Origin of the sequence: Hymenobacter sp. HSC-4F20 (assembly GCF_019599275.1) — a bacterium.
Lineage (GTDB): Bacteria > Bacteroidota > Bacteroidia > Cytophagales > Hymenobacteraceae > Hymenobacter.
This window is the reverse complement of the sequence record NZ_JAHZTD010000003.1, coordinates 570,270-597,194: the sequence shown is the minus strand read 5'-3', so window position 1 is coordinate 597,194 and position 26,925 is coordinate 570,270. Positions and strand designations below refer to the sequence as shown.

The 26,925-nt window shown below is 60.0% G+C and carries 24 protein-coding genes; 14 read left to right on the top strand and 10 right to left on the bottom strand.

Annotated features, from left to right (window positions below):
• Positions 1-47: 47 nt before the first annotated feature.
• The 3 genes from K3G63_RS18600 to purH all read left to right on the top strand — a co-directional run bounded on the left by K3G63_RS18600 (position 48) and on the right by purH (position 3,703).
• Positions 48-1,313 carry a BamA/TamA family outer membrane protein gene (locus tag K3G63_RS18600; RefSeq protein WP_220615612.1) on the top strand — a complete coding sequence of 422 codons (1,266 nt, stop codon included), beginning with the start codon at positions 48-50 and terminating at the stop codon, positions 1,311-1,313.
• A gap of 64 nt (positions 1,314-1,377) precedes the next feature.
• Positions 1,378-1,512: a hypothetical protein gene (locus K3G63_RS22910; protein WP_259404556.1), complete on the top strand. Its 135-nt coding sequence runs from the start codon at positions 1,378-1,380 to the stop codon at positions 1,510-1,512.
• A 655-nt stretch (positions 1,513-2,167) separates the two neighbouring features.
• A complete protein-coding gene (gene purH, locus K3G63_RS18595) occupies positions 2,168-3,703 on the top strand; it encodes a bifunctional phosphoribosylaminoimidazolecarboxamide formyltransferase/IMP cyclohydrolase (protein ID WP_220615611.1) in 1,536 nt (511 codons plus the stop codon).
• A gap of 85 nt (positions 3,704-3,788) precedes the next feature.
• Here purH and K3G63_RS18590 read toward each other — a convergent pair whose 3' ends face one another.
• Positions 3,789-5,060, bottom strand: a complete 1,272-nt coding sequence (locus K3G63_RS18590) for a PAS domain-containing protein (protein ID WP_220615610.1) — start codon at positions 5,058-5,060, stop codon at positions 3,789-3,791.
• Between the two features lie 352 nt (positions 5,061-5,412).
• Between K3G63_RS18590 and K3G63_RS18585 the strand changes: the two genes are divergently transcribed.
• From K3G63_RS18585 to K3G63_RS18560, 6 genes are all read left to right on the top strand, one after another.
• Complete coding sequence (locus tag K3G63_RS18585; protein WP_220615609.1) at positions 5,413-6,438, top strand: rod shape-determining protein; 1,026 nt, start codon at positions 5,413-5,415, stop codon at positions 6,436-6,438.
• A 91-nt stretch (positions 6,439-6,529) separates the two neighbouring features.
• A complete protein-coding gene (gene mreC, locus K3G63_RS18580; protein WP_220615608.1) occupies positions 6,530-7,456 on the top strand; it encodes a rod shape-determining protein MreC in 927 nt (308 codons plus the stop codon).
• Positions 7,453-7,989 carry a hypothetical protein gene (locus K3G63_RS18575; protein ID WP_259404555.1) on the top strand — a complete coding sequence of 179 codons (537 nt, stop codon included), beginning with the start codon at positions 7,453-7,455 and terminating at the stop codon, positions 7,987-7,989. Before mreC ends, K3G63_RS18575 begins: the two co-directional genes overlap by 4 nt.
• A gap of 127 nt (positions 7,990-8,116) precedes the next feature.
• Entirely contained in the window at positions 8,117-9,955 is a 1,839-nt protein-coding gene (mrdA, locus tag K3G63_RS18570) for a penicillin-binding protein 2 (protein ID WP_220615607.1), read from the top strand.
• Positions 9,956-10,039: 84 nt separating this feature from the next.
• The gene (gene rodA / locus K3G63_RS18565) at positions 10,040-11,338 is read left to right on the top strand and encodes a rod shape-determining protein RodA (protein WP_220615606.1); all 1,299 of its coding nucleotides are present in this window, start codon (positions 10,040-10,042) and stop codon (positions 11,336-11,338) included.
• Positions 11,339-11,408: 70 nt separating this feature from the next.
• Positions 11,409-12,770, top strand: a complete 1,362-nt coding sequence (locus K3G63_RS18560) for a hypothetical protein (RefSeq protein ID WP_220615605.1) — start codon at positions 11,409-11,411, stop codon at positions 12,768-12,770.
• 82 nt (positions 12,771-12,852) lie between these two features.
• Here K3G63_RS18560 and K3G63_RS18555 read toward each other — a convergent pair whose 3' ends face one another.
• Positions 12,853-14,058: a hypothetical protein gene (locus K3G63_RS18555; protein ID WP_220615604.1), complete on the bottom strand. Its 1,206-nt coding sequence runs from the start codon at positions 14,056-14,058 to the stop codon at positions 12,853-12,855.
• Between the two features lie 34 nt (positions 14,059-14,092).
• On the opposite strand from K3G63_RS18555, the gene K3G63_RS18550 reads away from it, so the two are divergent.
• The 4 genes from K3G63_RS18550 (at position 14,093) to recO (ending at position 18,713) form a co-directional block, all read left to right on the top strand.
• Positions 14,093-14,416, top strand: a complete 324-nt coding sequence (locus tag K3G63_RS18550; RefSeq protein ID WP_220615603.1) for a 2Fe-2S iron-sulfur cluster-binding protein — start codon at positions 14,093-14,095, stop codon at positions 14,414-14,416.
• Positions 14,417-14,706: 290 nt separating this feature from the next.
• Positions 14,707-15,330, top strand: a complete 624-nt coding sequence (locus tag K3G63_RS18545) for a thymidine kinase (RefSeq protein WP_220615602.1) — start codon at positions 14,707-14,709, stop codon at positions 15,328-15,330.
• Between the two features lie 110 nt (positions 15,331-15,440).
• Positions 15,441-17,807, top strand: coding sequence for a T9SS type A sorting domain-containing protein (locus K3G63_RS18540; RefSeq protein WP_220615601.1), 2,367 nt, complete (start codon positions 15,441-15,443; stop codon positions 17,805-17,807).
• A gap of 183 nt (positions 17,808-17,990) precedes the next feature.
• Positions 17,991-18,713: a DNA repair protein RecO gene (gene recO, locus K3G63_RS18535; RefSeq protein WP_220615600.1), complete on the top strand. Its 723-nt coding sequence runs from the start codon at positions 17,991-17,993 to the stop codon at positions 18,711-18,713.
• Positions 18,714-18,800: 87 nt separating this feature from the next.
• Here the strand turns inward: recO and K3G63_RS18530 are convergent, their stop codons facing one another.
• The 7 genes from K3G63_RS18530 to K3G63_RS18500 all read right to left on the bottom strand — a co-directional run bounded on the left by K3G63_RS18530 (position 18,801) and on the right by K3G63_RS18500 (position 24,779).
• A complete protein-coding gene (locus K3G63_RS18530) occupies positions 18,801-19,781 on the bottom strand; it encodes an FKBP-type peptidyl-prolyl cis-trans isomerase (RefSeq protein WP_220615599.1) in 981 nt (326 codons plus the stop codon).
• A 149-nt stretch (positions 19,782-19,930) separates the two neighbouring features.
• Complete coding sequence (locus K3G63_RS18525) at positions 19,931-20,407, bottom strand: FKBP-type peptidyl-prolyl cis-trans isomerase (protein WP_220615598.1); 477 nt, start codon at positions 20,405-20,407, stop codon at positions 19,931-19,933.
• A 30-nt stretch (positions 20,408-20,437) separates the two neighbouring features.
• A complete protein-coding gene (locus K3G63_RS18520; protein WP_220615597.1) occupies positions 20,438-20,980 on the bottom strand; it encodes an FKBP-type peptidyl-prolyl cis-trans isomerase in 543 nt (180 codons plus the stop codon).
• Positions 20,981-21,031: 51 nt separating this feature from the next.
• On the bottom strand, positions 21,032-21,934 hold the full coding sequence (locus K3G63_RS18515) for an FKBP-type peptidyl-prolyl cis-trans isomerase (protein ID WP_220615596.1): 903 nt from the start codon (positions 21,932-21,934) through the stop codon (positions 21,032-21,034).
• A 94-nt stretch (positions 21,935-22,028) separates the two neighbouring features.
• Positions 22,029-22,538, bottom strand: a complete 510-nt coding sequence (locus K3G63_RS18510; protein ID WP_220615595.1) for an FKBP-type peptidyl-prolyl cis-trans isomerase — start codon at positions 22,536-22,538, stop codon at positions 22,029-22,031.
• 100 nt (positions 22,539-22,638) lie between these two features.
• Entirely contained in the window at positions 22,639-23,688 is a 1,050-nt protein-coding gene (locus K3G63_RS18505) for an FKBP-type peptidyl-prolyl cis-trans isomerase (RefSeq protein ID WP_220615594.1), read from the bottom strand.
• Positions 23,689-23,735: 47 nt separating this feature from the next.
• Positions 23,736-24,779 carry a bifunctional oligoribonuclease/PAP phosphatase NrnA gene (locus K3G63_RS18500; RefSeq protein ID WP_220615593.1) on the bottom strand — a complete coding sequence of 348 codons (1,044 nt, stop codon included), beginning with the start codon at positions 24,777-24,779 and terminating at the stop codon, positions 23,736-23,738.
• Between the two features lie 262 nt (positions 24,780-25,041).
• Between K3G63_RS18500 and K3G63_RS18495 the strand changes: the two genes are divergently transcribed.
• Positions 25,042-25,461, top strand: coding sequence for a nucleoside-diphosphate kinase (locus K3G63_RS18495; protein ID WP_220615592.1), 420 nt, complete (start codon positions 25,042-25,044; stop codon positions 25,459-25,461).
• Positions 25,462-25,631: 170 nt separating this feature from the next.
• Here K3G63_RS18495 and K3G63_RS18490 read toward each other — a convergent pair whose 3' ends face one another.
• Complete coding sequence (locus tag K3G63_RS18490) at positions 25,632-26,693, bottom strand: AAA family ATPase (RefSeq protein WP_220615591.1); 1,062 nt, start codon at positions 26,691-26,693, stop codon at positions 25,632-25,634.
• Positions 26,694-26,925 lie beyond the last annotated feature (232 nt).

The window sequence follows — 26,925 nt, the reverse complement described above, 5'->3', positions numbered from 1 at the left end:
GGGCCGGCCCGCTCCCAATCCCACTTCCTGACATTAGCCATCTACGTATGCGCTTTCTCTACCCGCTGCTGGCGCTTGGTGCGCTAGCCGCTCCGGCTGCCCGGGCGCAGTCGACGCTTACTACGCCCGATTCTGCTGGCACGCTGCTGGCTTCTGCTGCCGCCGTGACCACCGAACCAGCGGCGCCTGCTACCGCTGGGGCTCCCGTGGGCCTGAACCGGGCGCTGGCTCCGGCCGCTCCTGTCAAGCTAGTCCCCGATGACCCGAACAAGCCCAGCTTTATTCCCGTCCCGATTGCGTTTTACCAGCAGGAAACCGGGTTTGCGGGCGGGGCCGCCATTCTACCGGTGTGGCGCTTTGGCCAGGATACCACCGTGCGCAAGTCGAATGCTCGCCTGATTGCCTGGATTTCGCAGAAAAAGCAAACAACTGTCCAGCTGACGCATACTATCTTCACCAAAGAGGAGAAGTTCTTCTTCTCCGGCGAGTTGAGCTACTATGATCTGGCATTCAACTACTACGGTATCGGGAATAATACCAATAAGGATATTGAGTCCCACATTCAGTATCCGCTGTGGGTGTTTGATGAAAAGGCGCTGGTGAAGGTGGTGCCGAACCTGTTCGTGGGGGTGCGCTACCGGTTTACCAACCTGGGTGAGGTGACGCTCAAAGACACGGAAGGCAATACTACTCCCTACTACACCTTATCTGCCAAGGAGCGCAACGGCTACACCACTTCCGGAGTAGGCCCCGCTCTGCTCTACGACGGGCGCGACAACGTGCTGGCTACCTACCGTGGTAACTTCGTGGACGCGCACATGCTCTTTAATGGCGGGGGGCTCGGCAGCGACTACAAATTCACCCGCTATATGGTGGATGCCCGGCACTTTAACCCCCTGTTTGGCTCCAACAACACCATCCTGGCCCTGCAGTTTCTGGGCCAGTACCACACGGGTAGCGTACCGTTTCGCGAGTTGGGCGGCATGGGAGCTACGCTGGGCGGCTCGCTCTACAACAATGCCTACCTGATGCGCGGCATCTACGAGGCCCGCTTCCGGGACCGGCAATTCTCCACCTTCCAAGCCGAAATCCGGCAGAAACTGTTCTGGCGCTTCGACGGCGTCGTGTTCGGGGCGGCGGGCCAGGTAGCGCCCCGCCTCGGCGACTATAAGGTCGACGAAATGAAGTACGCGGGCGGCGTGGGAGCCCGCTTCCGGTTTAACCGGCGCGACCGGCTCAACATCCGCCTTGACTATGGCGTAGGCTCGGGCGGAAATTCCGGTATCATCTTCGCCGTGGGTGAGGCATTCTAGCGCGGGCATCTTTTCCTACCTGCTTTCTGCTGGGTTTCATTCCTCACTTCCTACGCTATTCCCGTTGCTGCCTATCCGTGGTGTGCAGGCCAGCATTATTATCCGAACTAAAGATGCAGCTGCTACTCTGCGCACAACCCTTGCAACTCTGGCCGCGCAAACCGACCAAGTCGCCGTTAGCAGCGGACAAGTGACGTGACTGGCCCCCGAGTCGAAGGTTTTGCTGCCATGCAGGCAAAAGCACCCGTTCGGCAGCGGGGGCCAGTCACGCCATCAGCGGCTTCGGTGTTCCACACCCCAAACAAGTGCCCGGCTTAGGTATGGGATGCCTAGCGGCTACCCAAGTTGTGGCGGCCGAAGCGCTGCAGAAGCTGGGGGTATTTACGTGGCCTTCGTACACGCGCCGGAACGCCAGGTTGCCGCGGATACTGTGCCGCAGGACGCTAAGCAGCAAGTAGGTGTGCTCCACTTTCCAAGGCCGGCCTCTCTCCAGACAGGGGATAGGGGCGCCGTCAGCAGCCCTACGTCGCGCAGCCACTGGATTTCTTCTACCGGAAAGCCTCCTTCGTAGTCAGAAAAGGCAGCACGCTGAAAAAGTCATGGGGCCTGTGCGGCAGCTTCGGCCAGCTCAGGAGTAACCAGAAACCGAGCAACGGGCGGTGAAATACGTGCTTCGGGCATATAAGGTACCAGCAAAGGAATACTCGACTATACGATAACTTGACCGTAGGGAGGGAAGCTGAGGGGTAGGTGCGGGCCGCTGCACGGGCAGTTAATAATTCCGTAACATCGCTCTGGGGGGTGGTGCCTACCTTCGCGGCGCGTTTCACTTCTTCACCAATCAGTTGCTCGTTATGTCGCAGCCCATTCGTTCCGCCCTTGTTTCCGTTTATTATAAAGACCGTCTGGGGCCCCTGGTAGCATTACTAAAGGAACACGGCGTAACCATTTATTCTACGGGCGGAACCCAGCAGTTTATTGAAGAGCAGGGGGGTACCGTAACGGCGGTGGAAAGCCTCACGGGCTTTCCGGCCGTATTCGGCGGACGAGTAAAAACCCTGCACCCGAAGGTGTTCGGGGGCATCCTGCACCGGCGCCACGAGGCCGCCGACTTGCAGGAAGCCGAGCAGCACCAGATTCCACCCATCGACCTGGTAATTGTCGACCTCTACCCCTTCGAGGAAACCGTAGCCTCCGGGGCCCCCGAGTCGGAGGTAATTGAAAAAATTGACATTGGCGGGATTTCACTGCTGCGCGCCGCCGCCAAGAACTTCCGCGACGTGCTGGTGGTCAGCAGCCGCGAGCAGTACGCGGCCGTGACCGAGCTACTGCAGGCCAAGGGCTGCGCTACCGACCTGGAAGACCGCCGCCACTACGCCGCCGCCGCCTTCGAGGCTACCTCGCACTATGATACCCAAATCTTCCAGTATATGGCCCAGGGTACGGAGCTGGGCGGAGCTACGCTCAAACTCAGCCAGAAGCCTGCTACTCCCCTGCGCTACGGCGAAAATCCTCACCAGGCCGGCACCTTCTACGGCGACCTGGCAGCGCTCTTCGACCAGCTGCACGGCAAGCAGCTGAGCTATAACAACCTCGTGGATGTGGACGCGGCCGTGCTGCTGATGCAGGAGTTTGCCACCGACGGCCCCGCTGCCTGCGCTATCCTTAAGCACACCAATGCCTGTGGGGTAGCCCAGGCCGCAACTCTCCGCGACGCCTACCTCAATGCTCTGGCCTGCGACCCGGTATCCGCGTTTGGCGGGGTGATTATCGTGAACAAGCCGGTGGATGCGGCCACGGCTGAGGAGCTGAACAAGCTGTTTTTCGAGGTGCTGATTGCCCCGGAATTCCTGGCCGATGCTCTGCCCCTTCTGCAAAGCAAGAAAAACCGTATTCTGCTGCGCCAGAAGCCAGTGCAGTTTCCCGCCAAGCAAGTGAAAACGTTGCTTAATGGCATTATTGAGCAGGACTTTGACCGCGTAGTGGAAGGGGCCCCGGAGTTCCGCACCGTTACGGAATCGGCCCCGACGGCCGAGGAGGTAGCGGCCCTGGAGTTTGCCCTTAAAATCTGCAAGCATACCAAGAGCAACACCATTGTGCTGGCCCGGGCCGGGCAACTGCTGGCCTCCGGCGTGGGGCAGACCTCACGGGTGGATGCACTGCGCCAAGCCATCGAGAAAGCCCGCAGCTTCGGCTTCGACCTGCAGGGTAGCGTTATGGCCTCCGACGCTTTCTTCCCCTTCCCCGACTGCGTTGAAATTGCTGGTGAAGCCGGTATTCGGGCCGTGGTGCAGCCAGGCGGCTCTATTAAGGACCAGGATAGCATTGCCGCCGCTAACCGCCTGGGCATGGCCATGGTGCTAACTGGGGTTCGGCATTTCAAACACTAATCGTGCTGGGCCACTAGGCTTTCCTCTACTGTCCGCTGCCGCGGGCGTCTTCCCGAAGCTTGGGAAGATGCCCGCGGCAGTGCTGTTACGCGGCGCCGGTACCTGCGTTGGGGAGAGCAGCGCAGGGCTGGTGCACAATGCCCTGAATGCGTTGCGGGTGGCCGAACTCATTGCTAATTCGTTGGCCTTGCAGCACAAGCGGGTGAGCAGAGCCATCGGGCCATAGAGCGTGCAACGCGTGTGGAGGCATGACGCCGTGCTGGTAGGCGTGTTCCAGAGCGGCCTGCAGCGGTGCGGCGTCGGATGGGTGCACGGTGGCTTGCAGCAGATCTAGGGACAGGGCGGTGGTATCTTCCGGCGGCCAGCCGAAGTAAATCCGGGCCTGGGCATTACAGTGCACCTGGTTCGTCGCCACATCCCACGACCATATTCCGGCATTGGTGGCGGCCAGCGTCAGCTCTAGCTGCTGCTCGCACTCCTGCCGGCGGCGCTGCTCCTGTTTCTGGGCCGTGATATTGCGCCAGAGGACGTGCAGCAGTAACTCCCCATCGGTTTTAACCGGAGTCAGGACGGCTTCTACCCACATAAACTCTCCGGACAAGCGGCACAGGATGCCCTCGCACCGCTTTGAGCCCGACCTCAACGCCTCCGCTACCGATTCCCGGAAGTAGGAAACGGAGCTGACGCCGGGCCGCTGTTCGTAAGGGGCCAGGTCCCAGGGGTAGTGGCCCAGAATCTGCTGCTTGTCAGTGGCCCCAAGCAGCTCCAGCACCGCCGCGTTACAATCAATAAACTGTTCGTTCTGCATTAAGGCTACCGCGTCGGTGCTTTGCTCAAACAGCCGCCGGAACTTCTGCTCGCTGGCCGCCAGCACCACCGCCACCTGCCGGGCCTCCGTAATATCAAGCAGGGCCAGATAGCACTGCCGTTCGCCCTCGGGCGTGAGGGCCGTGGTGCCTTCCAGCTGCACCGTAAGCGCGTGGCCGTAGCCGGTGTGCAATACTACCTCCCCGGTTTGGGGTAGCGTAGTCGTCATAATTTGCTCGAAGGAGTGAAGAAAATCCCACCGCTGCAGCGGACTTACGAGCGTAGCGAAAGCCACCCCGCGCAGCTGCGCTGTGCTGCGGCCCAGCAGGCGCTCAGCCTGCTGGTTCAGGTGCACCACGGTGCCATCGGTGCTGAGCGTGCAGTAGGCTACCGGGGCGTGTTCGTGCAGTCCTTGGTAGTAGGCCTGGCTAGCCTCGGTGGCGGCATATGCGCGTTGCAGGTGCTCATACAGCTCCTGTAGCTTGGCGTACGCGGCGGCATCAGGAGTTGCCGGGGGCAGGGGCGGGGTGGGCAGGGCAGGTTGAAACATAAAAACTCGGGGTAGCTGTACTAAAAAAATAGCCTTCGGTAGCGGGTTGGGCAATATCTCGGAAAAAGCTGCCAGGCCAGCTACTACTGCTGATACGCGCGCAACGGGCACTTTGGTAATTACATACTAAAATGCCTATATGCTAAACTTTCCCATTAGGAGGCTGGCTTTGGCTCTACCATGTACGAACTCAGCCTAGCTGAACGTTACCCTGGCTTGCGGGGCGGAACCTTCGCGTAGTGTTTTGGTGCAGCCGTACCCGCAGGCATCGGGCTTCGCCGAAACTTGCTTACTTTTGCCCCCACTTTTGACGGCCGCAACCGGCCCGTTCTCATTTACTTGCCGTTACTCGATGGGTTTCTTTAATTTTCTGACCAGCGACATTGCCATTGACCTGGGCACGGCCAACACCCTCATCATTCACAACGATAAAATCGTGGTGGATGAGCCGAGCATCATTGCGAAAGACCGCACGACTAATAAGGTAATTGCCGTGGGGCGGCAGGCGCAGCAAATGCACGAAAAAACCCACGACAACATCAAAACCATTCGTCCCCTGAAAGACGGTGTTATTGCCGATTTCCACGCCGCCGAGGAAATGATCAAGGGGATGATTAAGATGATTGACACCCGCACGCGGCTGTTTCAGCCCTCGCACCGGATGGTGATCTGCATTCCCTCGGGCATTACGGAGGTAGAGAAGCGCGCCGTGCGCGACTCCGCCGAGCACGCCGGGGCCAAGGAAGTCTGGATGATTCAGGAGCCCATGGCCGCCGCCATCGGCATCGGCATCGACGTGGAGCAGCCCGTGGGCTCAATGATTATTGACATCGGGGGCGGTACCACTGAAATTGCCGTGATTGCCCTGTCGGGTATCGTCTGCGACCAGTCTATCAAAACCGCCGGCGACGTGTTCAACCAGGACATTCTGGACTACATGCGCCGCCAGCACAACCTGCTGATTGGGGAGCGTTCAGCCGAGCGCATCAAGATTGAGGTAGGTGCGGCCCTGACTGAGCTGGAAGTACCGCCGGCCGACTTCGAGGTGCGCGGCCGCGACCTGATGACGGGTATTCCGAAGGTAATTAAAGTAACCTCCTCGGAAATTGCCATTGCCCTGGACAAATCGGTGGCCAAAATCGAAGAGGCCGTCCTGAAAGCCCTGGAAATCAGCCCGCCCGAGCTGTCGGCGGATATTTACGAGAACGGCATTCACCTGACTGGCGGCGGGGCCTTGCTGCGCGGCCTCGACAAGCGCCTGGCCGTGAAAACCAAGCTGCCCATCCACATTGCCGAGGACCCATTGCGTGCCGTGGTGCGCGGCACCGGGGCGGCCATCAAAAATATTCCGGCTTTCCGTAGCGTACTGCTGACGTAAATTGTAATGAAGAACGAAGAATGAGGAATGAGCACTGGCCGGGGTTCCCGACTGCTCATTCCTCATTCTTCGTTCTTCATTCCCTCCTTCCATGAATAATCTCCTCGCCTTTCTGTTTCGCTACCGGGGTATCCTCGTGTTTGCGGTGCTGGAAGTGTTGAGCTTATACCTGCTGATTCGGAACAGTACCTACCAGCGGGCCGCATTTTTTAACTCCTCGAACGCCTACGTCGGTCAGGTCCTGGACTGGCGCAACCAAGTGCAGGATTACTTTCGCCTCATTGAGGTAAATCAGGGGCTAATGCAGGAGAATGCCCGGCTCCGTCAGCAACTCTACCGCCCTGACCTGAGCGCCCGGGAGGCCGACTCCCTGCCCGTGCGCAAGGACAGCCTGACGCAGGCGCGCCTGGCCCGGCTTGGCCGGCCCGATTCGCTGCTGCTGGGGCTGCGCCAACTTCCGGCCCGCGACCCAGACTACCCCCTGATTCCGGCCCGAGTAGTAAGCGGTACCCTGCGCCGGGTAGATAACTACCTGACCCTGAACGCAGGAACAGTGGATGGCGTGAAGGAAGGCATGGGCGTTATATCGGCGGCGGGTGTGGTGGGTCGCGTAAAGGTGACCTCGGAGCATTACACAACCATTACGTCGGTGCTGCATTCCAAAACGCGCATTTCCGCCCGCATTCAGCGCGACGGCACCATTGGCACAGTCCGCTGGCTGGGCGAAGACCCTACCTACGTGCTGCTCGACGAGGTGCCCCGCCAGAACAAGCTGGTGCGCGGCGATACGGTGGTAACCTCGGGCTACAATGCCGTTTTTCCGGAAGGGGTGCTCATCGGAACCGTTGACTCGTTTGTGCGGGAGCCGGATAAGAACTTCTGGACGGTACGCGTGCGGCTGGCGGTGGATTTTGCGAGCTTGAAATACGTGTATTTGGTTACCAGCCGCCCCAAGGCCGAGCGCGACACGCTGGAGGCCCGGGCGGGTGTACTACCGGAAGGGGAGGGCAAGCCATGAGGGGAGGCGCGTTAGGTATCGTCTGGCAGCTACTGCGCGGCATCGGCTACATTGCCCTCTACGTGTTGCTCATCAGCGGCACCGATTTCGTATTGTTTAACTTGGGCTGGTGCCTGATTTACCTGGGGTTCCTGCTGTTTCTGCCCATTGCTACCCCCATTGTGGTGCAGCTGGTGCTGGGCTTCCTGACGGGCATTATCCTGGACATTACCTTTGATACGGGCGGGGTGCACGCCGCCGCCGCCGTACTGCTGATGTACGTGCGGCCCTGGGTGCTGCGCCTGCTTACCCCCCGCGACGGGTACGATGCCCAGGACTCAGTGAACATTCATCAGATGGGCTGGCAGTGGATGGTGGTGTATCTGGCCATGCTCGTGGGCATTCATCACCTGGCCTTTTTCCTGCTGGAGCTGGGCTCGTTTCAGGTGCCGGGCATCACGCTGGCCAAAATAGTAGTCAGCACCCTCTACACCAGCCTGACCCTGCTCATTATCCAGCTGATTTTCTTTCCCACCCGCCGCAGAAATAGGTGAAATGATGAGTTTGACGTTCTGCCTGCGCCCGTGCGGGTAAGAGAACCTCGAACTAACCATTTCACCGTGTAGTATCTTTGCGAATCCGGCACGAAAGCCGGACTCGTTCCCTCTCAGTTTTTCTGCTTTGCAATACCTCGAAGGCCGCAAGTACGTAATCCAGGCAATTTTCCTGGCCGTCGCGCTGGTGTTTGCGACGCGCCTATTCTACATCCAGGTGCTGGACGGCAGCTACAAGCTCGCCGCCGACCGCAATACCCTCCAACGCATTGTGCAGACCCCCTACCGGGGCCTGATCTACGACCGGAAAGGTCAGATACTGGTACAGAATACCCCCGTCTACGACCTGATGGTCACGCCGCGGGAAGTCAAGCAGCTGGATACCCTGCGCTTCTGCCAAGTGCTGCAGCTGCCTCTGGAAGAAGTGCGAACCGCCCTGAAAGCGGCCCGGGCCTTCAGCCGGGTGAAAGCCTCGCCCCTGATCCAAAACCTGAGCACACCAGAGCTGGCCGCCATCCAGGACAACCTCATCGACTTTCCAGGCTTTACCATTAAGTCGCGGATGGCTCGCTCCTACAATACCCACACGCTCGCTCACGCCCTGGGCTACGTAGGCTCCATTCCGCCGGCCTTCCTGGAAAAGCCCAAGTACTCGAAGTACCAAGCCGGCGACTTCCTGGGCATCACGGGGCTGGAGTCGTACTACGAGGAGCAGCTGATGGGCCGCCGCGGGGTGCAGTACCGCATGGTAAACGTGCGTGGCATTGAGAAGGGCGCCTTCCGGGGCGGCGAGTTCGATACGCTCTCCGTGGCCGGCCAGGACCTGCACCTGAGCATCGACTCGGAGCTGCAGGCCTACGGGGAGCTGCTAATGCAGGGCAAGCGGGGCTCCATTGTGGCCATTGACCCCAAAACCGGCGAAATCCTGGCCTTCGTGTCGGCTCCTAATTTCGATCCGGCCACGCTTTCGGGCAAGGGGATGGGCAACCGCTACATGGACTTGCTCAATAACCCCGAGCGACCACTGTTCAACCGCCCGCTCATGGCTACCTACCCCCCCGGCTCAGTGTTCAAGCTGGTGAATGAGCTAGTAGCTATGCAGATGGGCGTGGTGACGGCCAGCACAGGCTTTCCCTGCAACCAGCGGCTGGTGCGCTGCACCCACAACCACGAGTACCCCAGCAACGTGGGCATTGCCATCAAGAACAGCTGTAACCCGTATTTCTACCAGGTAATGCGGGCCGCTGTGATGCGCGGGCGCTCCACCAACCGCTTCGAGGACGCCCGCCTGGGCTTGGGCGAGTGGCGCCGGCAGGTGATGAAGTTCGGCCTTGGTGATAGGCTGGGCGTAGATATGTCCCAGGAGAAAAAGGGCCTGATTCCCTCGCCCGACTTCTACGATAAGCGCAACGGTTTCCACCGCTGGAACTACCGCACGGTATACTCCCTCAGCATCGGGCAGGGCGAAATCGGGATTACGGGTCTGCAAATGGCGAACGTGCTGGCTACCATTGCCAACCGCGGCTTCTACTACACCCCGCATTTCGTGAAGAGCGTAGGACAGGGCGGGCCGCTGCCCCAGTTCCGGGAGCGGCACACCGTCGGCGTCGACCCCGCCCATTTCGAGGCCCTGATTCCGGGCATGCAGGCAGTGGTAGACGGCCGGGGTGGCACGGGCAGCCTGGCGTCGCTGGCGGAGTTTGGCATTTCGGTGGCCGGCAAAACGGGCACCGTGCAGAATCCCCACGGCGACGACCATGCCACTTTCGCCGCCTTCGCCCCGGCCGAGGACCCCAAAATTGCCATTGCCGTCTTCATTGAAAACGCGGGCTTTGGTGGTACCTCCGCCGCTCCCATGGCCGCCCTCATGATGGAGAAATACCTGCGCGGCAACATTGCTCCCTGGCGCAAGCGCTGGGAGTTCTGGCTGCAAGGGCCCGCCGAAAAGTTTGTCCGACATCGTTAATTGCCCTTCTGCCAGGTGGAGGAATCCGGATCAGGTTCAACTACTACCTCCGGTTGCTTGCTTCGCCCGGCGTGACACCAGTATATGCCCACTTCCCCCGCTCGCTATTCGCGTAGCATCGACTGGCCCACCGTGCTGCTCTTCCTGCTGATGGTGGGGCTGGGCTGGCTGAACGTGTACGCGGCCAGCTACTCGCCCGATGCGCCGGCTAATCCGCTCAGCACCCTCAGCTTTCAGGAGCTGATGGGCTTCAACTGGTTTAAGCAGATTCTCTGGATTGGCACCTCCATCGTGCTCATCGTCATTCTGCTGGTCATCGACTACAAGGCCTACGATACGTTTGCCTTTGTGCTCTACGGGGTTATGATTGCCTTGCTGATTATCACCCCCTTTATAGCCCGGCCCATTGCCGGGTCCCGCTCCTGGCTGGAACTGGGGCCGGTGCGCCTGCAGCCGGCCGAGTTTGCCAAGTTTATCACGGCCCTGGCCGCCTCGCGCTACATGGCCGGCATCAACTTGCGCCAGCAGAACTTCCGCGACCAGCTGGTGCTGGCCGGCCTCACGCTGCTGCCACCCCTGCTGATTGTGGCGGCCAACGAAACCGGACAGGCCCTGGTGTTCGGGGCGTTCCTGCTGGCCTACTTCCGGGAGGGCATGTCGCCGCTGATTCTGCTGATTCTGGCCGCGGCCGGCCTCATCCTGATTCTGGCCCTGCTCGTGCCTAAGTTGTGGCTGGTGGGCGCCTTCACCGTGCTGCTGGGGCTGGTGTTTGCCTTCAACTCCCGCGTGATGCGCCACCACCTGCCCCTGTCCCTGAGCGTGTGGGCCGTGGTCATCGGGATGGTGTTCGGGGTTGATTTCTTTTTCAACAACGTGCTGCAGCCCCACCAGCGCAAGCGCATTGAGGTGCTCATCAACCCTTCGGCCGATCCGCTGGGGGTAGGCTGGAACGTTACGCAGTCGAAAATTGCCATTGGCTCGGGCGGCTTGGCCGGCAAGGGCTTTCTGCAGGGCACGCAAACCAAATTCGACTTCGTGCCCGAGCAAAGTACTGACTTCATTTTCTGCACCGTAGGGGAGGAGTGGGGCTGGGTAGGCACCATGACGACCATTATCCTGTTCATGGCCCTGCTGGCGCGCATTGTGTACGTGGCGGAGCGGCAGAAATCGGTGTTCGGACGCACCTATGGGTACTGCGTGGCCAGCATTATCTTCTTTCACTTCTGCGTCAACATCGGCATGACCATTGGCCTGGCCCCGGTAGTGGGCATTCCGCTGCCCTTCTTCAGCTACGGAGGCTCCTCGCTGTGGTCGTTTACTACCTTACTCTTCATTCTGCTGGCCATTGATGCCTACCGCAAGCAGGACTTGGAGCGGTACTAACCCTTGGAGGTAGCGCCGAGCCCGCGCGGCGGTGTTGTGTGGTGTTGCCGGGCGTGCCAACTTGCACCCCATGCCTCTGAAGCAGCCTACCCTCGCGCCCCCGCCCGCAACCTATCGTGCCCCGTGGTGGGTGTGGCTGGGGCTGGTACTGCTGCATATACTGGCCCTGGGCTGGCAGCTCTACCACCGGCAGCCTCTCTTCCCCGACTCGGACCGGTATCTGGAGGCTGCTCGTAACCTACGCGACGCCGGCCTCCTCTACGCCCGGCCCCTCACCGAGCGGCCCTTGCACCCACCAGAATACAGCATCCGGCCCCCTGGCTACCCCGTGTTTCTGCTCCTGACCGGCGCGCTGCCCCAGGCCCTGCCCATATTGACGCTGGTGTTGCAAAACTTGCTGAGCCTGCTGAACCTGGGACTGGCATTGCGGTGGCTGGCACGCCGGGCGGGCGGCGTAAAATCGGCTTGGCAGTGGGCCGTAGTGCTGCTGCTGGCCGCCACCATGCCGGCGCAGTACATCTACGCCAATGTGCTCATGAGCGAAACGCTTCTGCAAACGGCTGTGGTGGGGCTGTGGCTGACCCTGGAGGCCTTTCTGAGCGCGCCGCACCGGGGATGCTACTACCTGGCCGGGGCGGCGGGGGCGGCGGCCCTGGCCCTGCTGCTTAAGCCTGTGTTCTTCCCGTTTGCCCTGGTGCTGCTGGGGGTAGGCGGGTGGGCCGCCTGGCAGCAGCGGCGGCCCCTGCTGACCTTGCTGGGCGCTGTGCCGTTGGCGGTAGCCCTGCTGTGGATGGTCCGTAACGAAGCGCGCACCGGCTACTTTCACTTCTCCAGCATTGCCGAAATAAACCTGCTGCACTATAACGTGCGGGGTGTGCTCCAAGCCACTGAGGGCCTGGCCGCGGCCGATGCCTTCGTGGATAGCACCGAAGCCGCTGTCAGCCGACAGCCGAGCTTTCGGCAGGGGCAGCTGCTGCTGCGGCGTCGCAGCCTGGCCAAGCTGCGTCAGTACCCGGGCACCTACGCCGCGCAGCACGCCCGGGGCATGATAAATCTGCTGCTCGACCCCGGCCGGTTCGACGTGGTATACTTCCTGAGCCTACCCGAAAAAGCGGGCGGTGGCCTTCTGCAGCAGGCTAACCAGGGAGGATATTCTGCCGTGCTAGGCGCCGTGCGCCGGTTGCCGCTGGCCCTGCTGGGCGGGCTGCTGCTGGTAGCGGCCGGCAACCTGCTACGGCTGGCCCTGCTGCTGCGGTTTGCCTGCAGTAGCCGCTACCCCTGGGTCCAGCGCCTGGTGCTGGTGGGCCTGGTGGGCTACGTAGCCCTGCTGACAGGTCCGCTGGGAGCTGCCCGGTTTGCCGTGCCCGTGCTGCCCCTGCTGCTGGCCGGGGCCGGCCTGGTAGCGGGAGCCTGGCGGCAAGAAACCCGGTAAAAAGAACAGCGCGGCCCCGGCGGCTGGCAGTACACCAGGCTAGGGCCGCGCTGTTAGACAGGTAGCTACTGGGCTACGTAGCTTAATTGCCGAACTTACGGTCGATGAGCTTGAGCAGCTTGTTAATGTGCTCTTCCTTGCGCACCCAGCTGTACTTGCTCATCAGGTTTTCTGTAACGTAGCGCTTGGCCGAGCTGGCGTCGGGCAGGGTGTCCAAGTGCTGAATAGCGGCGTGGTATTCCATGTTTTCGCCGTTAAACAGCTCATTGATAAAGCTGAACCGCTGATTGATGGAAATAGCCTCGCGCAAGGATTCCACCTTCGGGACTTTGTCAGCCAGGGTAGTGCTGGTCCGGTCCTGGCGCAGGGTTTCGCTGAGGCTGGGAGCCGCGGGCTGCCCGGCCTTCAGCTTCTCGTAGAGCGGGACGGCGGTGCCTGAAGCCGCCGCCTCAGCCAACGGGCGGCGGGCCTCCGTGGCAGCTTCGGGCGCCGCCGGCGGGGTAGGTACCGGGGTAGCCGGCGCGGGAGCCGCCGGCGCTGCTGCTGGAGCTGGAGCTGGGGTTACGACCGGAGCCGGAGGGGTAGGCCCGGGCGCAAAGGTTGGTGGGGAAGCAGAAGTCGGCGCTGCTACCGGGGCAGGAGCCGGAGTAGGCAGCTCCTCTTCGTACAGGTCTTTTTCCGTCAGGGGCAGCAGCACGTTAAAAGGCTCCAGCACCGCGGCAATGGGTTGCAAATCAGCGGTGTTGGCCTCCTCATGCAGGCGGAAGCGACTGAGCAGATAGTCGCGCTCCTGCTCCTGGCCGGCCGGTAGCGTGGCCAGAAAGCTTTCGAATACGGGCTTGTTCAGGTCAAGGTAGCGCAGGCCCTCCCGCAGCTGCTCGGGGGTGCAGGTGGTGGCCTCACCCAGCAGTTTTTGCGCAAAGGTTTCCGCCGGCACCAGAGCCCCACCGAGCGTATCGGTAATGGCCTGAGCCAGCAAGGGTTCAAACACGGGGCGGCTAAGCTTAATGCGCCGGGAGAGGATGTTCATGAACTGGGTCAGGGCCTGGCGCACATCCGCATCCTCAAAATCGAAATACGGGCTGCGCAGCTTGGCCATTTCGGACGTCCACTTACCTAGCAGCTGCTGCACCACAAACAGGTTAACCTGCCGGATGGGCGTAAAGCGCAGCACCGCCGGGCCGTCGAGGGTAGCGGTGGGGCGGGCTCCAAAGTGTTGGTCGCAGAGCAGCGCGGCCAGCAGCCGGCCGTATTGTTCACGCTTGGCGTGGCTATATTTGGTCTTCATCGAAAGCCTGATTCAACGGGCAATTTAGGGAAAGATGCCCACTCTACTTGTGCAAAATCTGCCCCACGGGGCCATTGCAGTACCCGCGGGCACAACCCTGCTGGCTGCCATACAGGCCGCCGGCCACGACTGGCTGCACGCCTGCGGGGCCCGGGGGCGGTGTACCACCTGTCGGCTGCAAATAGTCAGCGGCCTCGAGCTGCTAACGCCGCCCACGGAACCGGAGTTGCGTTACCGGGCGGCGGGTCGGCTGCTACCTACCGAGCGACTCACCTGCCAGACCCGTATGGTTAGCGGCCAGGTGGTAGGGCGCGTGCCGGACGCTACCAAGCTGCCGCACGTTACCTACGCTGAGTAAGGCCCGTGGTATAGCCCTTCGGGCCTGGCTGCACCGGGCCGATGGCGCACCCATTGCGAAGCAGCCAGTCACTGTCTACACCCGGAAAAAGACGATAAACTTAAGCTCAGCTATGGCCCAGATAATGAGTAAGGTAGGCTAGTGCCGGACTAGGCAGGGGCGGGTGCGCCAGCGGTCTAGGCTCCTAATTAGTTGCGGGTATCCGACGGTAAACGTGTAATTTCGGTAGTTGGCTTGCCGCCCAGGTCCGCCTCCGGACGTATTCGCTCACCTCTTTACTCTCCCATCCTGTGTTTATCGAACCCCGCGTCGGTACCGGCCGTGATATTGCCCGTCGGGGCTGGATTGAAGTTGTGTGCGGCTCTATGTTCTCGGGCAAGACGGAGGAGCTGATCCGGCGCCTGAACCGGGCCAAAATTGCCCGCCAGCGGGTGGAAATCTTCAAGCCCGCCCTTGATACGCGCTACCACGCCGAAGACGTCGTCTCGCACAACCAGAACAGCATCCGCTCTACCCCGGTGCCGGTGGCTCAGGAGATGCTGCTACTGGCCGCCGGCTGCGACGTGGTAGGCGTCGATGAAGCACAGTTTTTCGATGAGTCCCTGGTGGATGTGTGCGTGCAGCTGGCCAACCGGGGCACCCGCGTCATCGTGGCTGGCCTCGATATGGACTATATGGGGCAGCCCTTCGGCCCCATGCCCGCTCTGATGGCCGTGGCCGAGTTCGTAACCAAAGTGCACGCCGTATGCGTGTGCTGCGGCGAAATTGCCTCGTACTCGTTCCGGGTAGCGGCTTCGGAAAGCAAAATTCTGCTGGGCGAGACCGACGCCTACGAGGCGCGCTGCCGCCACTGCTTCCAGGAAGGTATGCGCGAGAAAAACACCGAGCCCAGCAGCCAGGCCGAGGTGCACTAAAGCGGCACTGCGCGCGGCGCTTTTCTGGGGGTGCCGGCCGGTAGCTACACGAAAGCCCGCCCGCAGGCGTTATCTTGCCACGGCTTCCAGTGTGCCGTACTTCTCTGCCGATGACTCTAGTGTTACGCCTGCGCCGGGGGGCTACTCTCGCGGCTTTCTTCGTGTCCGCTCTTGCTGCCCGGGCCCAGTCAACGGCTGGCTACGGCGACTGGCAGCTGCACCTGCCCACCAACCGGGCCAAAGCCCTGGCCGAGGCCGCCGACCGGGTGTATGTGGCCGCTGAGGATGCCTTCTTCTACTTCGATAAGGGCCTGAACACCACCCGGCTACTCTCGCGCCGCGACGGTCTGCACGATGTGAGCGTAAACGCGCTGGCCTACGACTCCGTCAGCCAGCAGCTGGTAGTCGCCTACCGCAACACCAACCTCGATATTCTGCGCCTGAAGGATGGGGCCGTGGTAAACCTCAATGCCATTCTGCGTAAGGAAATCAGCGGCACCAAAACCATCAACCACATTGTGGTCAGCGGCAAAATGGCTTACCTGGCCAGTAGCTTCGGAATTGTGGTACTGGATTTAAGTCGGCTGGAAATCCGGGATACTTACTCCAACATCGGTCCGGGCGGCACGGTAGTGCAGGTGTATGCCACGGCGGTAGCCGGTAACCAGCTGTTTGCCGCCACGTCCAACGGCCTGATGCGGGGCCTGCTTTCCGCCAACCTACTCGACTACCGCAACTGGACCACCGACCTGCCCAGCCGGGGCACCGATTCGTTTCGGACAGTGGCCGTGCAGCAGGGGCTGGTGGTGGCCGGCAGCAACGGCGACCAGTTGTACCGCTATTCCCCGGCTACCCCCGCCGCCGGCTGGCAACCCGTGGCCGCTACCCTGCGCGGGGCAGAGTTCCGCCAGCTGGTGCCCTCGCGGGCGGGGCTGCTGGTGGTAACCAACACCAACGTGGCCGTGCTCAACACGGCTACGGGAACCGTTAGTGCTACTCTGCGGCCGGCCCAGCTCCAAGATCCGCAGGCGGCCATTCGGTCCCGGGAGGGTACGTACTTTCTGGCGGATTTCACCAATGGGCTGCTGAAAACCAGCACGGGTCAATTGGCCGAGCAGTTCGTTACCAATGCGCCGGCCCAGGCCCAGGCCTTCAGCGTGCTGGCCGATGCCCGCACTAACACCGTGGACGTGTTCAGCGGTGGGTACGAGGAGCGGTACAAGCAGCGCGACTTCTATCGGGGCTTTTTTGAGTACAAGAACGGGCAGTGGACCAATATTACCAGCGCCACGCTGCCCGCAGCAACTCAGTATCCCAACCCCAAGGATGTGGCGCGGGGAACCCGTACGCCCGATGGCACGCTCTACGTAGCCAGCTACGGCAACGGGCTGCTGGAGTGGAAAGGCCCCGGTGACTTTCGGCTTTTCAACCCCAGTTCCGGCCTGCCCAACCCGCTACGCAGCGCCGACACCAGCACTGATATCAACGCAAAAAATTATACCCGGGTAACGGATGTAACAGCCGATGCCGAAGGCAAGGTATGGGTAGTGAACCGCCACCAAGTAGCCGGGCAGTCGGGCCTGTTCCTCTTCGACCCCGTGGCCTCCACCTGGACGACCCTGCCGTACTTCAGCGGCAGTGAAAACCTAGACCGTATTGCCCTGGATGATGCTGGCGGTGCCTGGGTAACCGGCGCGCGGGCTCCCCAGGGCACTATTGGGGGCGTGAATGTCCTCAACCCAACTACCAACGAAAGCCGCCATTTCGGGGTCACCGAAGGCCTGCCTTCCGCTGAACTGTACGACATCGTAAAAGACCGGAACGGAGACATTTGGGCCGCTACCAGATTGGGCCCCGCCGTATTCAACGGCCCCGCCTCCGCCTTCGACCTTTCCCTGGCCCTGGGCTTCCAGACGCCTATCGTGCGGCGTGGGGAGGGCACGGGCTTTCCGGCCCTGTTCAACGAAGCCGTGCGCGCTATTGCTGTGGATGGCGGCAACCGCAAGTGGTTTGGCACCGACCGGGGCTTGTGGCTTTTTAGCCCCGACGGCGACGAGGCCCTGGAGCACTTTACCACTGAAAACAGCCCGCTCCCCTCTGACCGTATCGTGGACGTGGACGTAAACGACAAGACCGGCGAGGTGTTCGTGGTGACGGATGCCGGCTTGGTTGCTTACCGCGGCGCCGCTACCGTTACGGAGGGCAAGCCCAACTGTGCCAGCGTTTTTCCCAACCCTGTGCGCACCAATTTCGCCGGGCAGGTAGGCATTTCCGGGCTGGCCAACAACGCCCCGGTCAAAATCACCGATGTGACCGGCAAGCTTGTGTACCAGACCCGCGCCAACGGGGGGACTGTCACCTGGAACCTGACCGACTACAATGGCCGCCGGGTGCAGTCGGGAGTGTACTTGGTGTTATCCTCTGATGCGGACGGGAAAAACGGGTGCGTAAGCAAAATAGCGGTAGTAGAGCGGTAAAACTGAGCTGATTATCGGCTTCCGAGCCGTGTGAAGGAGCTAACTGGTCGTTTTGCGTGTTCTTCTCTACCAGAGGCAAGCTTGCCGTATAGGCCTCCGGAGCGGCAGCCGCTCCGGAGGCCAAGCCCTTGCGTTTTGGCGGGTAGCGGCCAGTTTCTCTTTTCCTCACTAGTCATCCAGCGTATGCTTATCAAAACCCGCGGTATTGTGCTCAACTACATGCGTTACCGCGAAACCAGCATTATTGCCCGTATCTACACCGAGGAGCTTGGCCTGCAGAGCTACGTGGTCAACGGCGTGCGCAAAGCCAAGCCCCCGGGCCGCATTGCCTTGTTTCAACCGTTTACGCTGCTGGAATTGGTGGCCTATACTTCCCGCAACGGGGGTCTGACGCGCCTCTCCGAATACCGGTGTGCCGAGCCGTTCCGCTCCCTGCCCTACGACGTACGCAAGAGCAGCGTGGCCTTGTTTCTGTCGGAAATTACCGGGCGGGTGCTGCAGGAGGAAGAAAAGAACGAGCCGTTGTTTAGCTTTTTGCACGACTCCATTCTGGCCTTTGACCGGCAGGAAGAGAACTTCGAGAACTTCGCCCTGGAGTTTCTGCTGGGCCTGAGCCAGTACCTGGGCTTCGGGCCCGAAACGGGGGAGCAGATTACTTCCCAGGTGGCATTTGCCTCCGAGACACCCGGCGCAGTCACCAGCAACAGTGCCACCGCCATGCGGTTTCAGGAGTTCGAAGCCTATTTTGACGCCCTGCTTCGCCAGCCCGCCACGGCTAGTATTCCCAACGGCCGCGTGCGGCGGGAATTGCTGGGCGTGCTCATCCGCTACTACCAGTTGCACGTGGAGCACCTCGGCGACATTCGCTCCCTGGCCGTGTTGTCCGAGGTGCTGGCTGAGTTGTAAGGGGGCTGGAGTTAGTTGTTCTACTCACGCAACGAGGCCGGCTCTGGAGTAGAGCCGGCCTCGTTGCGTGAGTAGAATCAGGAAGCCTTACTGTATCCCAACCACTTCCACGTTGAAGCGCAGCACGGAATTAGGTGGAATATCGGCTCCGGCCCCGCGTGGCCCGTAGGCTAGGCCTGATGGAATCAGTAGGATGGCTTTGCTACCCTTGGTGAGCATGGCAATACCCTGGTCCCAGCCGGGAATCACCTGGCCGGCCCCCAGCGGAAACGTAATGGGCTGGTTGCCGTTATTCTCCGACGAGTCGAACACTTTCCCACTCAGCAGCAAGCCTTTGTAGAGCACCGATACCGTTTGGCCTTTCTTGGGCTTCAGACCGGTGCCGGCTTTGGTGATGACGTAGTACACGCCGCCTGGGGTTTTCAGGGCTTTCAGCTTGTTCTGCTTCAGATAGGCCTGAATGCGGGCATCATCCTTCAGGGCCTGCTGAGCAGCTTGCTTTTTGGCCTGCTCCTGCGCCTGGGCTCTTTGTTGCTGGATTTCCTGCAGAACCTCCGCCTCCGTCTGAATTTTCTCGGCCTTGGCCAGCACCGTGAGGGTAGAGCCTGCTTTGTGAAGGAAGGGCGGTACCGGCTGGCGGAACGACTTGGCAAACACCGTGTCCACATTCAGGCGAAACACCCCTGAATCGCCGGGTTGCAGCAGCGAAAGCGCTTCTTCCACTCCCCCTACCTGCTGGCGCCGAATCGTGTCTAGGGGTACCCGTACGGGCCGGCCTCCGCCCTGCCGGCGCGAGTGCATCAACACCGAGTCAGTGGCAGTGCGAAACTCCAGATGCAGGCTCATAATGCGGCCCACGCGGGCAGCGTACGCGGGGTCGCCGGCGGGGGATAAGGCCGGGCGCAGCACGTAGCGGCCGTTTTCGCGGTGATAAATCCGGTACTCCAAGCCCGATTTCAGCTTATTAAAGCCCGGTGGCTTCTCTTGGAAGCCCGTGAGGATGAGCACCCCAAGCAGGAGGAGGAGGACAGGAGGTGAGAAAAGCAGGCGGGAGGAAGAAAGCCACATACAGAATAACGTCAGACGGTCAAGTTAAGTCGGATTTCGGGGCCGACAGTCCAAGCCGGGCAGGGCACTACAGCCTACGGGTTGGTTATACCTAGTTGGAAGAGCTAAAAACAAGCTGACCCAACGGCGGGGTGCCCTTGGGTCAGCGGTTATTTTACTTTCAGCACTTCCAGCTCAAACACCAAGTCGGCATTGGGCGGGATGAGGTAGCGCCGCTCGTCGTCCGGGTCCCGCCGTCCTTCGGCCCCGTAGCCCAGCGCGGCCGGAATCCAGACCCGCGCCCGGCTCCCCTGAGGTAGCAGCAGCAGCATTTCGTCCCAGCCGCGCACTACTTCGCCCCGGCCAGCGCGCACTTTCAGCGGCCCGCCCTGCTTGGCAGATGCATCAAAGATGTGCCCATCGGGGAGAAACCCGGTGTACTGAACCGAAACCTTGTCGCCGGGCCGGGCTGTGGGGCCGCTTCCCGGCTGCCGAATCAGGTAGCGCAGGCCGGAAGCGGTAGTGGTGGCGCGGGGTAGCAGCGTATCGGCTGTGGGCACCGCTACCGGCAGCACCTGCTGGGCCACTACCGTCAAGGGGGACAGACCTGCTGCCAGTGCTAAAATGCCATATTGCCAGTGCTGCATGAGGAAGGGAATGGCTACGAAATAACGGTCTTATTGTACGTCGGTGATTTCGATGTCGTACAGCAGTGGCGTGTTAGATGGAATGGCACTGGAGCCAATGGTACCGTATGCTAAGTATGAAGGAATCAGAATCAGCTTACGGTCACCTTTCCGCATCTGCAGGGTAGCGGTGTTCCAGCCCGGAACAACCCCATTCTGGCCATTCACGAAGCCGATGCACCCGCATACAGACCGGTTTTCGCTGGAAGCTTCGAATACCTGACCGTCATTCTTCTCACCGATGAATTTCCCGACGTGCACCATGGTCACCTTGTTACCTGCTTTAATCAGGGGGTTGCTGGTGGGGCCGTCCGTGACGGGCACTAGGTAAATCCCAGACTCCAGGCGGGAGTAGTTCGTAATGCTGTGCCGCGTGAGGTAAGCCTGAATGGTGAGGTCGTCCGCCTTTTTCTGATCTTCCTCCAGCTTTCGGGCGTTCTTGATGTGGTCGGGCTCCGTGTTGCAGCTGGTGAGAGCCGGCGCGGTCAGGAGCGGCAGGGCCAGCAGGGAAAGGGCCAGCGCAAACTTTTTCATGGGGTAAACGCAAAAGGTAACGGACTCCTGAGTATGTTGTCCGGACTTAATTTACTTGACATCAGTTACTTCTACATCGAAACGTAGAATGGAGTTAGCCGGAAGCGCACTGATGGCTCGGTTTCCGTAGGCCAGGTTGGAGGGCAACAGCAGAATAGCTTTACTGCCTTTGTTCAACAAGGTAAACCCTTCATCCCAACCAGCTATTACCTGTCCGGTACCCACCGTGAAGGAGAATGGGCTGGCTGGCTTAGTAGTATCAAACACCTGCCCGTCCAGAGTAGTGCCGGTGTACAGGGCCGAAGCCCTTTGGCCTTTTTGGATAGCAGTGCCAGTGCCCGGCTGCGTAATGGCCACGTACAAGCCCGAGGGCTGCCGCTGAAAGCCGGTAAGCTTCTTGTCAGCAATATACTGCTGAATCGTTGCTTCGTCGCGGGCGGCGTAGTCGATTGAGCTGGCAATGTCCACGACCTCCACGTCGAAGCGCAGGACGGTATTGGGCGGAATTGGACCGGCCCCGATTTCTCCGTAAGCCAAGCCAGAAGGAACCAGGAAGGTCGCTTTAGCCCCTTTGTTGAGGTGGGTGAACCCTTCCTCCCAGCCCGGAATCATCGTATTCTGGCCTAGGGCAAAATCCAGTAGACGGTAGGAAGAAGTGTTGCTGTCAACCACTTTGCCATCCAGTAAGCTAGCACTGTACTTGGCCGATACCCACTGGTTTCTCTGAGCCAGGGCTCCGGTACCCGGCTGCGTAATGGCTAGGTACAGTCCCGAGGACTGCCGTTGAAAGCCCGTAAGCTTGTTGTCAGTGAGGTACTGCTGAATCGTTGCCTCGTCGCGGGCGGCGTAGTCGATAGTATCTTCCTTCTGACAGGCCCCTAACAGCAGCGTAGATAAGCCCAGCAGTACCAGAAGCAACCGAGCTAGTGGGGAGGGAGAAAAAGCAGTGTGCATAGAATAGAGAGGAAGGACTAAAGCGGTATCTAGCGCGGTGACTGGCGGCAAAGCCAGCCGAGTCACCTGCCAGTAATGAGTTGTAAGGGCAGCTTTATTTGATGTCGACTACCTCCACATCAAAGCGCAGAATAGAATTCGGCGGGATGGACCCCGCGACTTGCTCGGCATAGGCCTGGCCCGAAGGAATCAATAGAATGGCCTTGCTACCCTTGTTGAGGTAGGTGAAGCCCCGGTCCCAGCCCTTGATTACGTCGCCAACGCCCAACACAAACTGAAAGCCAATGGCCGCCGGATTGCTTTTGTCGAACACTGTGCCATCGAGAGTAGTACCCACATACTTGGTCGTTACCTTCTGCTTTTTTACGGCAGTAGCGCCCGTCCCTGGCTGGGTGATGATGATATATACGCCCGTCGAGTCGCGCTGAAAGCCCGTAAGCTTATTCTCGGCAATGTAGGCCTTAATGGCTTCTTCGTCGCGCGCACTGTAGTCAACGGTTACCTGTTCTTCATCTTTCTTACACGAAGTGAGCGAAAGAAACAGTATGCCTAGCAGAAAAACGGGTAACCACCCTACCCGCAAACGGAAAAATGAAGTGTGCATACTCAAAAATAAACAACCGTGTGGGTTCAAGAGTAGAAAAGCCCCCGGCCCGGTTGCACCGGACCGGGGGCTTTTGCAAGAAACTACCTAAGCGACGGGGTTACTGGCCCTGCTGCTGGCGTTGCATCTCCTCAATCTGCCGCTGAATATCTGCCGCGTTGGGTTGCCCAGCCGGCGCGGCTGGGGCGTTCTTCACGTCGACCAACTCCACGTCGAAGCGCAGGATAGCGTCGGCGGGGATGTTGGCGCCGGCCCCACGCTGTCCGTAGGCCAACGAGGACGGAATCAGCAGTACGGCTTTCGAGCCTTTGTTCAGCAGCGGGATGGCTTTGTCCCAGCCCGGAATTACTTGGCCCACGCCAATCGGGAATTCAATGGGCTTGCCCTGGTTACCTTTAGCCGAGGAGTCGAACTCCTTGCCATCGAGCAGGGTGCCTTTGTACTGCACCGATACCACTTGGCCCTGCTTGGGCTTGGGGCCGGTACCGGGCTGCGTTACGGCCACGTACACACCCGAAGCATCTTTCTGGGCGCTCAGGTTATTTTTCTTGATGTAATCCTGCAGCGTTACATCATCTTTCTTGAGCTGCGCTTCGGCGTGGGCCATCATCTTTTGCTGCTGCTCCACCTGCATCTTCTGCACGTCGGTCATGGCCTCCTCGCGCGACTGCACCTTGTCGACTTTCACGTACATGGTCATGGTGTTGCCAGCCTTCTTCATGAAGGGCGGCACGGGCTGGCGGAACGACTTGGCGAAAATGCTGTCCACATTGAAGCGGAACACGGCCGAGTCGCCGGGTTGCAGCAGGCTAATGGCTTCTTCCAAACCGCCGCGCTGCTCCTTCCGCACTGAGTCTAGGGGCACGCGCACCGGGAAGCCCATCTGTTGCTTGCGCGAGTTAAACAGGATAGAGTCCTTGGCCGTGCGGTATTCCACGTGCAGCGCCATGATTTTGCCTACCCGGTCTTTGTAGGTAGGGTCTCCTTCGGCGCCAAGCTCGCGGGAGTCATACTTGCCGCCGGTGCTTTTGAAAACTTTGTATTCAATCCCCGATTTCGTCTTGCTGAAATCACCGCCTTTGTTGCAGGAGGCGAGGCCCAGGACACCGGCAGCGAGGGCCAGGCTCAAAAGGTTGCGTTGAAGGAGCATGAAAGGGTTTAGCGTTAAAACAGAATGTGGGCCCAAGTTACACTGAATTATACCGATGGCGGTGTGGCCGCCAGCGGAGCCGTAACTAATTGGGTCTGATACTCGGGCAACAAGTCCAGGAAGCGCCGCACCGTCACGTCCAGCGAGTCGCGGCTGATGCCGCCGGCGGCATTGTGGTGGCCACCGCCCTCGAAGTGGCGGCGCGAAAACTCACTGACCGAGAAGTCGCCCACCGAGCGAAACGAAATCTTGACGGCTTGGCTGCGGTCAATCAGGATGGCGGCAAACACGATGCCTTCAATGCTGAGGGCGAAGTTCACCAGTCCTTCCGTGTCGCCGGTTTTGGAGTGGTACTGCCGCAGCTCATCGGCGGTAATGGCAATGTAGGCCGTGTTGTACTCGCGCAGCACCGTGAGCTTGTCCTTGAGTACGAAGCCCAGGAAGCGCAACCGCTCCTCGGAGTGGGAGTCGTAAATGCGGCGGTGTACATCGGAGAGATTAATGCCGGCATTAAGCAACTCGGCAATGATCAGGTGTACGTTGCGGGAGGTGCTGGGGTGGCGGAAAGAGCCTGTATCCGTCATGATGCCAGCGTAGAGACACTCCCCAATACCCGTATCAATCAGGTCCTGGTCGCCCAGGTCCCGAATAACTTCAAACACCAGTTCAGCCGTAGCGGCCGCTTTGGAGTTTGAGTAATCAAGGTCGGCGAATTGCTCGGGCTCCTGGTGATGGTCGATGAGCACCTTGGTGCCAGGCGCCCGCCGAATGTACTCGCCCAGCTCATTGATGCGGCCCAGACACGAAAAGTCGAGGCAGAACAGCACCTCGGCCGTCCCGATAATGTCGCGGACCTGGGCATCGTTTTCGCGCGGCTCGTATACTACCACCTCATCGTTGCCGGGCATCCAGGCCAGGAAGTTAGGGTAGTCCGACGGAGTAACCACCGTCACGGAGTGGCCCTTCTTGCGCAGGTAGCCGGCCAGGCCCAACGACGAGCCCAGGGCATCCGCGTCGGGCTTGTGGTGCGTGGTGATGAAGATCTGTCGGGGTTGCGCTAGCAACTCCTTTAACTCAGATATTGTGGACATTGCCTACGGGGTAGGTGACTGAATTTCGGTCGATTAGGCCGCGTACAAAGGCGGCAAAAGTCGGAAATATTCTGGGTTCCAACAAAACCTCGGTAGGAAAGGTGCGTTTAAGGCGCTTATTGCCCACGGAGAATAGCAAGACACTTTTGTGGAATACTTCAGTTCCACCACGCAATGCCGGGTAAACCCGCTACTTTTGCGCCCGCAAACCCCACGTTGCTCTTCACGCAGTATCCATTTCAACCCCAACCATACGACTACCATGGCCACGAACCGCACGTTCACGATGATTAAGCCCGACGCTACCCAGGAAAACCACATTGGTGGCATCCTGAGCATGATTGAGGAAGGCGGCTTCCGCATCGTTAGCCTGAAAAAAGTACTGCTGACCCCCGAGCGCGCCGGCAAATTCTACGAAGTACACAAGGAGCGCCCCTTCTACCAGGATCTGGTGAAATATATGTCGTCGGGCCCCATCGTAGCGGCTATCCTTGAGAAAGACAACGCCGTAGCAGACTTCCGCACCCTGATTGGCGCCACCAACCCCGCCCAGGCCGCCGAGGGCACCATCCGGAAGAAGTACGCCAAGAGCATCGAAGCCAATGCCGTGCACGGCTCCGACTCCGACGAAAACGCGCAAATTGAAGGTGACTTCTTTTTCTCGGCCGACGAGAAGTTCTAAACATCAGGTAGATGCTGGCTCCCCGCTATAGGGTAGCTAAGCCGAGGGCCTCTGATGGCGTTAAACCTGAAAAATCCTGCTTCATAGCTCATGAAGCAGGATTTTTTATGTACCATACACAGACTATTTATAGACTACTTATGTGCTAGTTTAGTGCTAGTAAAGCTGGTTCAGCGGCTGAACCCAATACGACTGCCGTTAACGGGAGTGTCGAAGATTGGCGCATCGCGGTTGTAAATATCGGCGAGGGCCAGGGGGGTAGTCACGGGTTCTGTTTGGCCTAGCGAGGTAGCCAACGCCTGCGCCTTAAGCTGAGCCAGGGGCTGAAAATGATAAGCGGCAATAAGCCGGCCTTTACGCAGCAGGGCGTTATCGATGCGGGCCAGATCGGTGTTAAAGGTGCACACAATCTGAATGTGGAAGCAGTCGGCCAGCAGCCCGTCGGACAGGTTCAGCAGGTTGCTGACAGCACTGCTGCCGCGGCCGCCGTCGCGCTTGAGTAGTAGTTCCTCGGCGTCTTCAATAAGCAGCACCGAGTTGGTATTATCATGCAGCAGGTTGATAAATTCCGGGTCGGCGATGCGCGCCGCCAAGTTAGGCGGAATGAACAGCTTGGCCTTATCCGTGAGGCCGCACAAGTGCCGGATATAGCTGGTCTTGCCGGTGCCGGGCTGCCCGTGCAGAATCACGATGCCTTTGTCTTGGGGCTGGCGCAGGCGCTGCACGATAGTTTCGTGGGTGAGTAGCAGATCATCGTTGTAGTGGGTGGCCAAGTCCAGTTCCGGAATTTTGATGCTCAGCGGGGTAAATTCTAGGTCGTTGAAGGCCAAGCGTAGCACATGAATACGGTGGCGCTCCTGTTCCCCGGCATCAAGCAAGCTGGTCAGAAGCGTGGTTACCCGTTCCAGGTCTTGGCGGTTGGTGTCGGGGGAGTAGAACACAAACGCTCCCCGGTCGCCGTAGCCGCTTCGGTCGCCGAATAACAGCAGCAGCTCCGGCGCCAGCAGGAGCGCTGTCGTCAGCACCTCCGGGTTTTCGCCCGCTTTTTCGTACGACTGCGTATGCACGATGATGGACGCTTCCAGATCGTAGTAGACGCTGAGCCGGGCAAGCAAGGTTTGTCGATCTTCCTTGCCGGCCAGCTGGAAGTTCAGGCGCCGGGGCAATTTGCCGTACCGCTGGTAGAAGTAACTAACGGGCTGGAAGTAAAACGCCGTATCGAACATAGGCATAAGGCCTGGTACAACAGCGGGGGAGGGGGGAGCAGTCGTTTGTTTTTCCAAAGTCGAAGGAGAGCAGTGCTACCACATAGATAGGGAATTAGCACAAAAGGTGAATAAGCCCGCGCGTAATATCGGACTGCTTGGGCGACCTTATTCTGCCCTACTCAGCAAAAAGCCCCCGCTGCCGAAACCGGCGGCGGGGGCTTGGCTGGCAGGTGTTGGCTGCCCGATTAACAGGTGC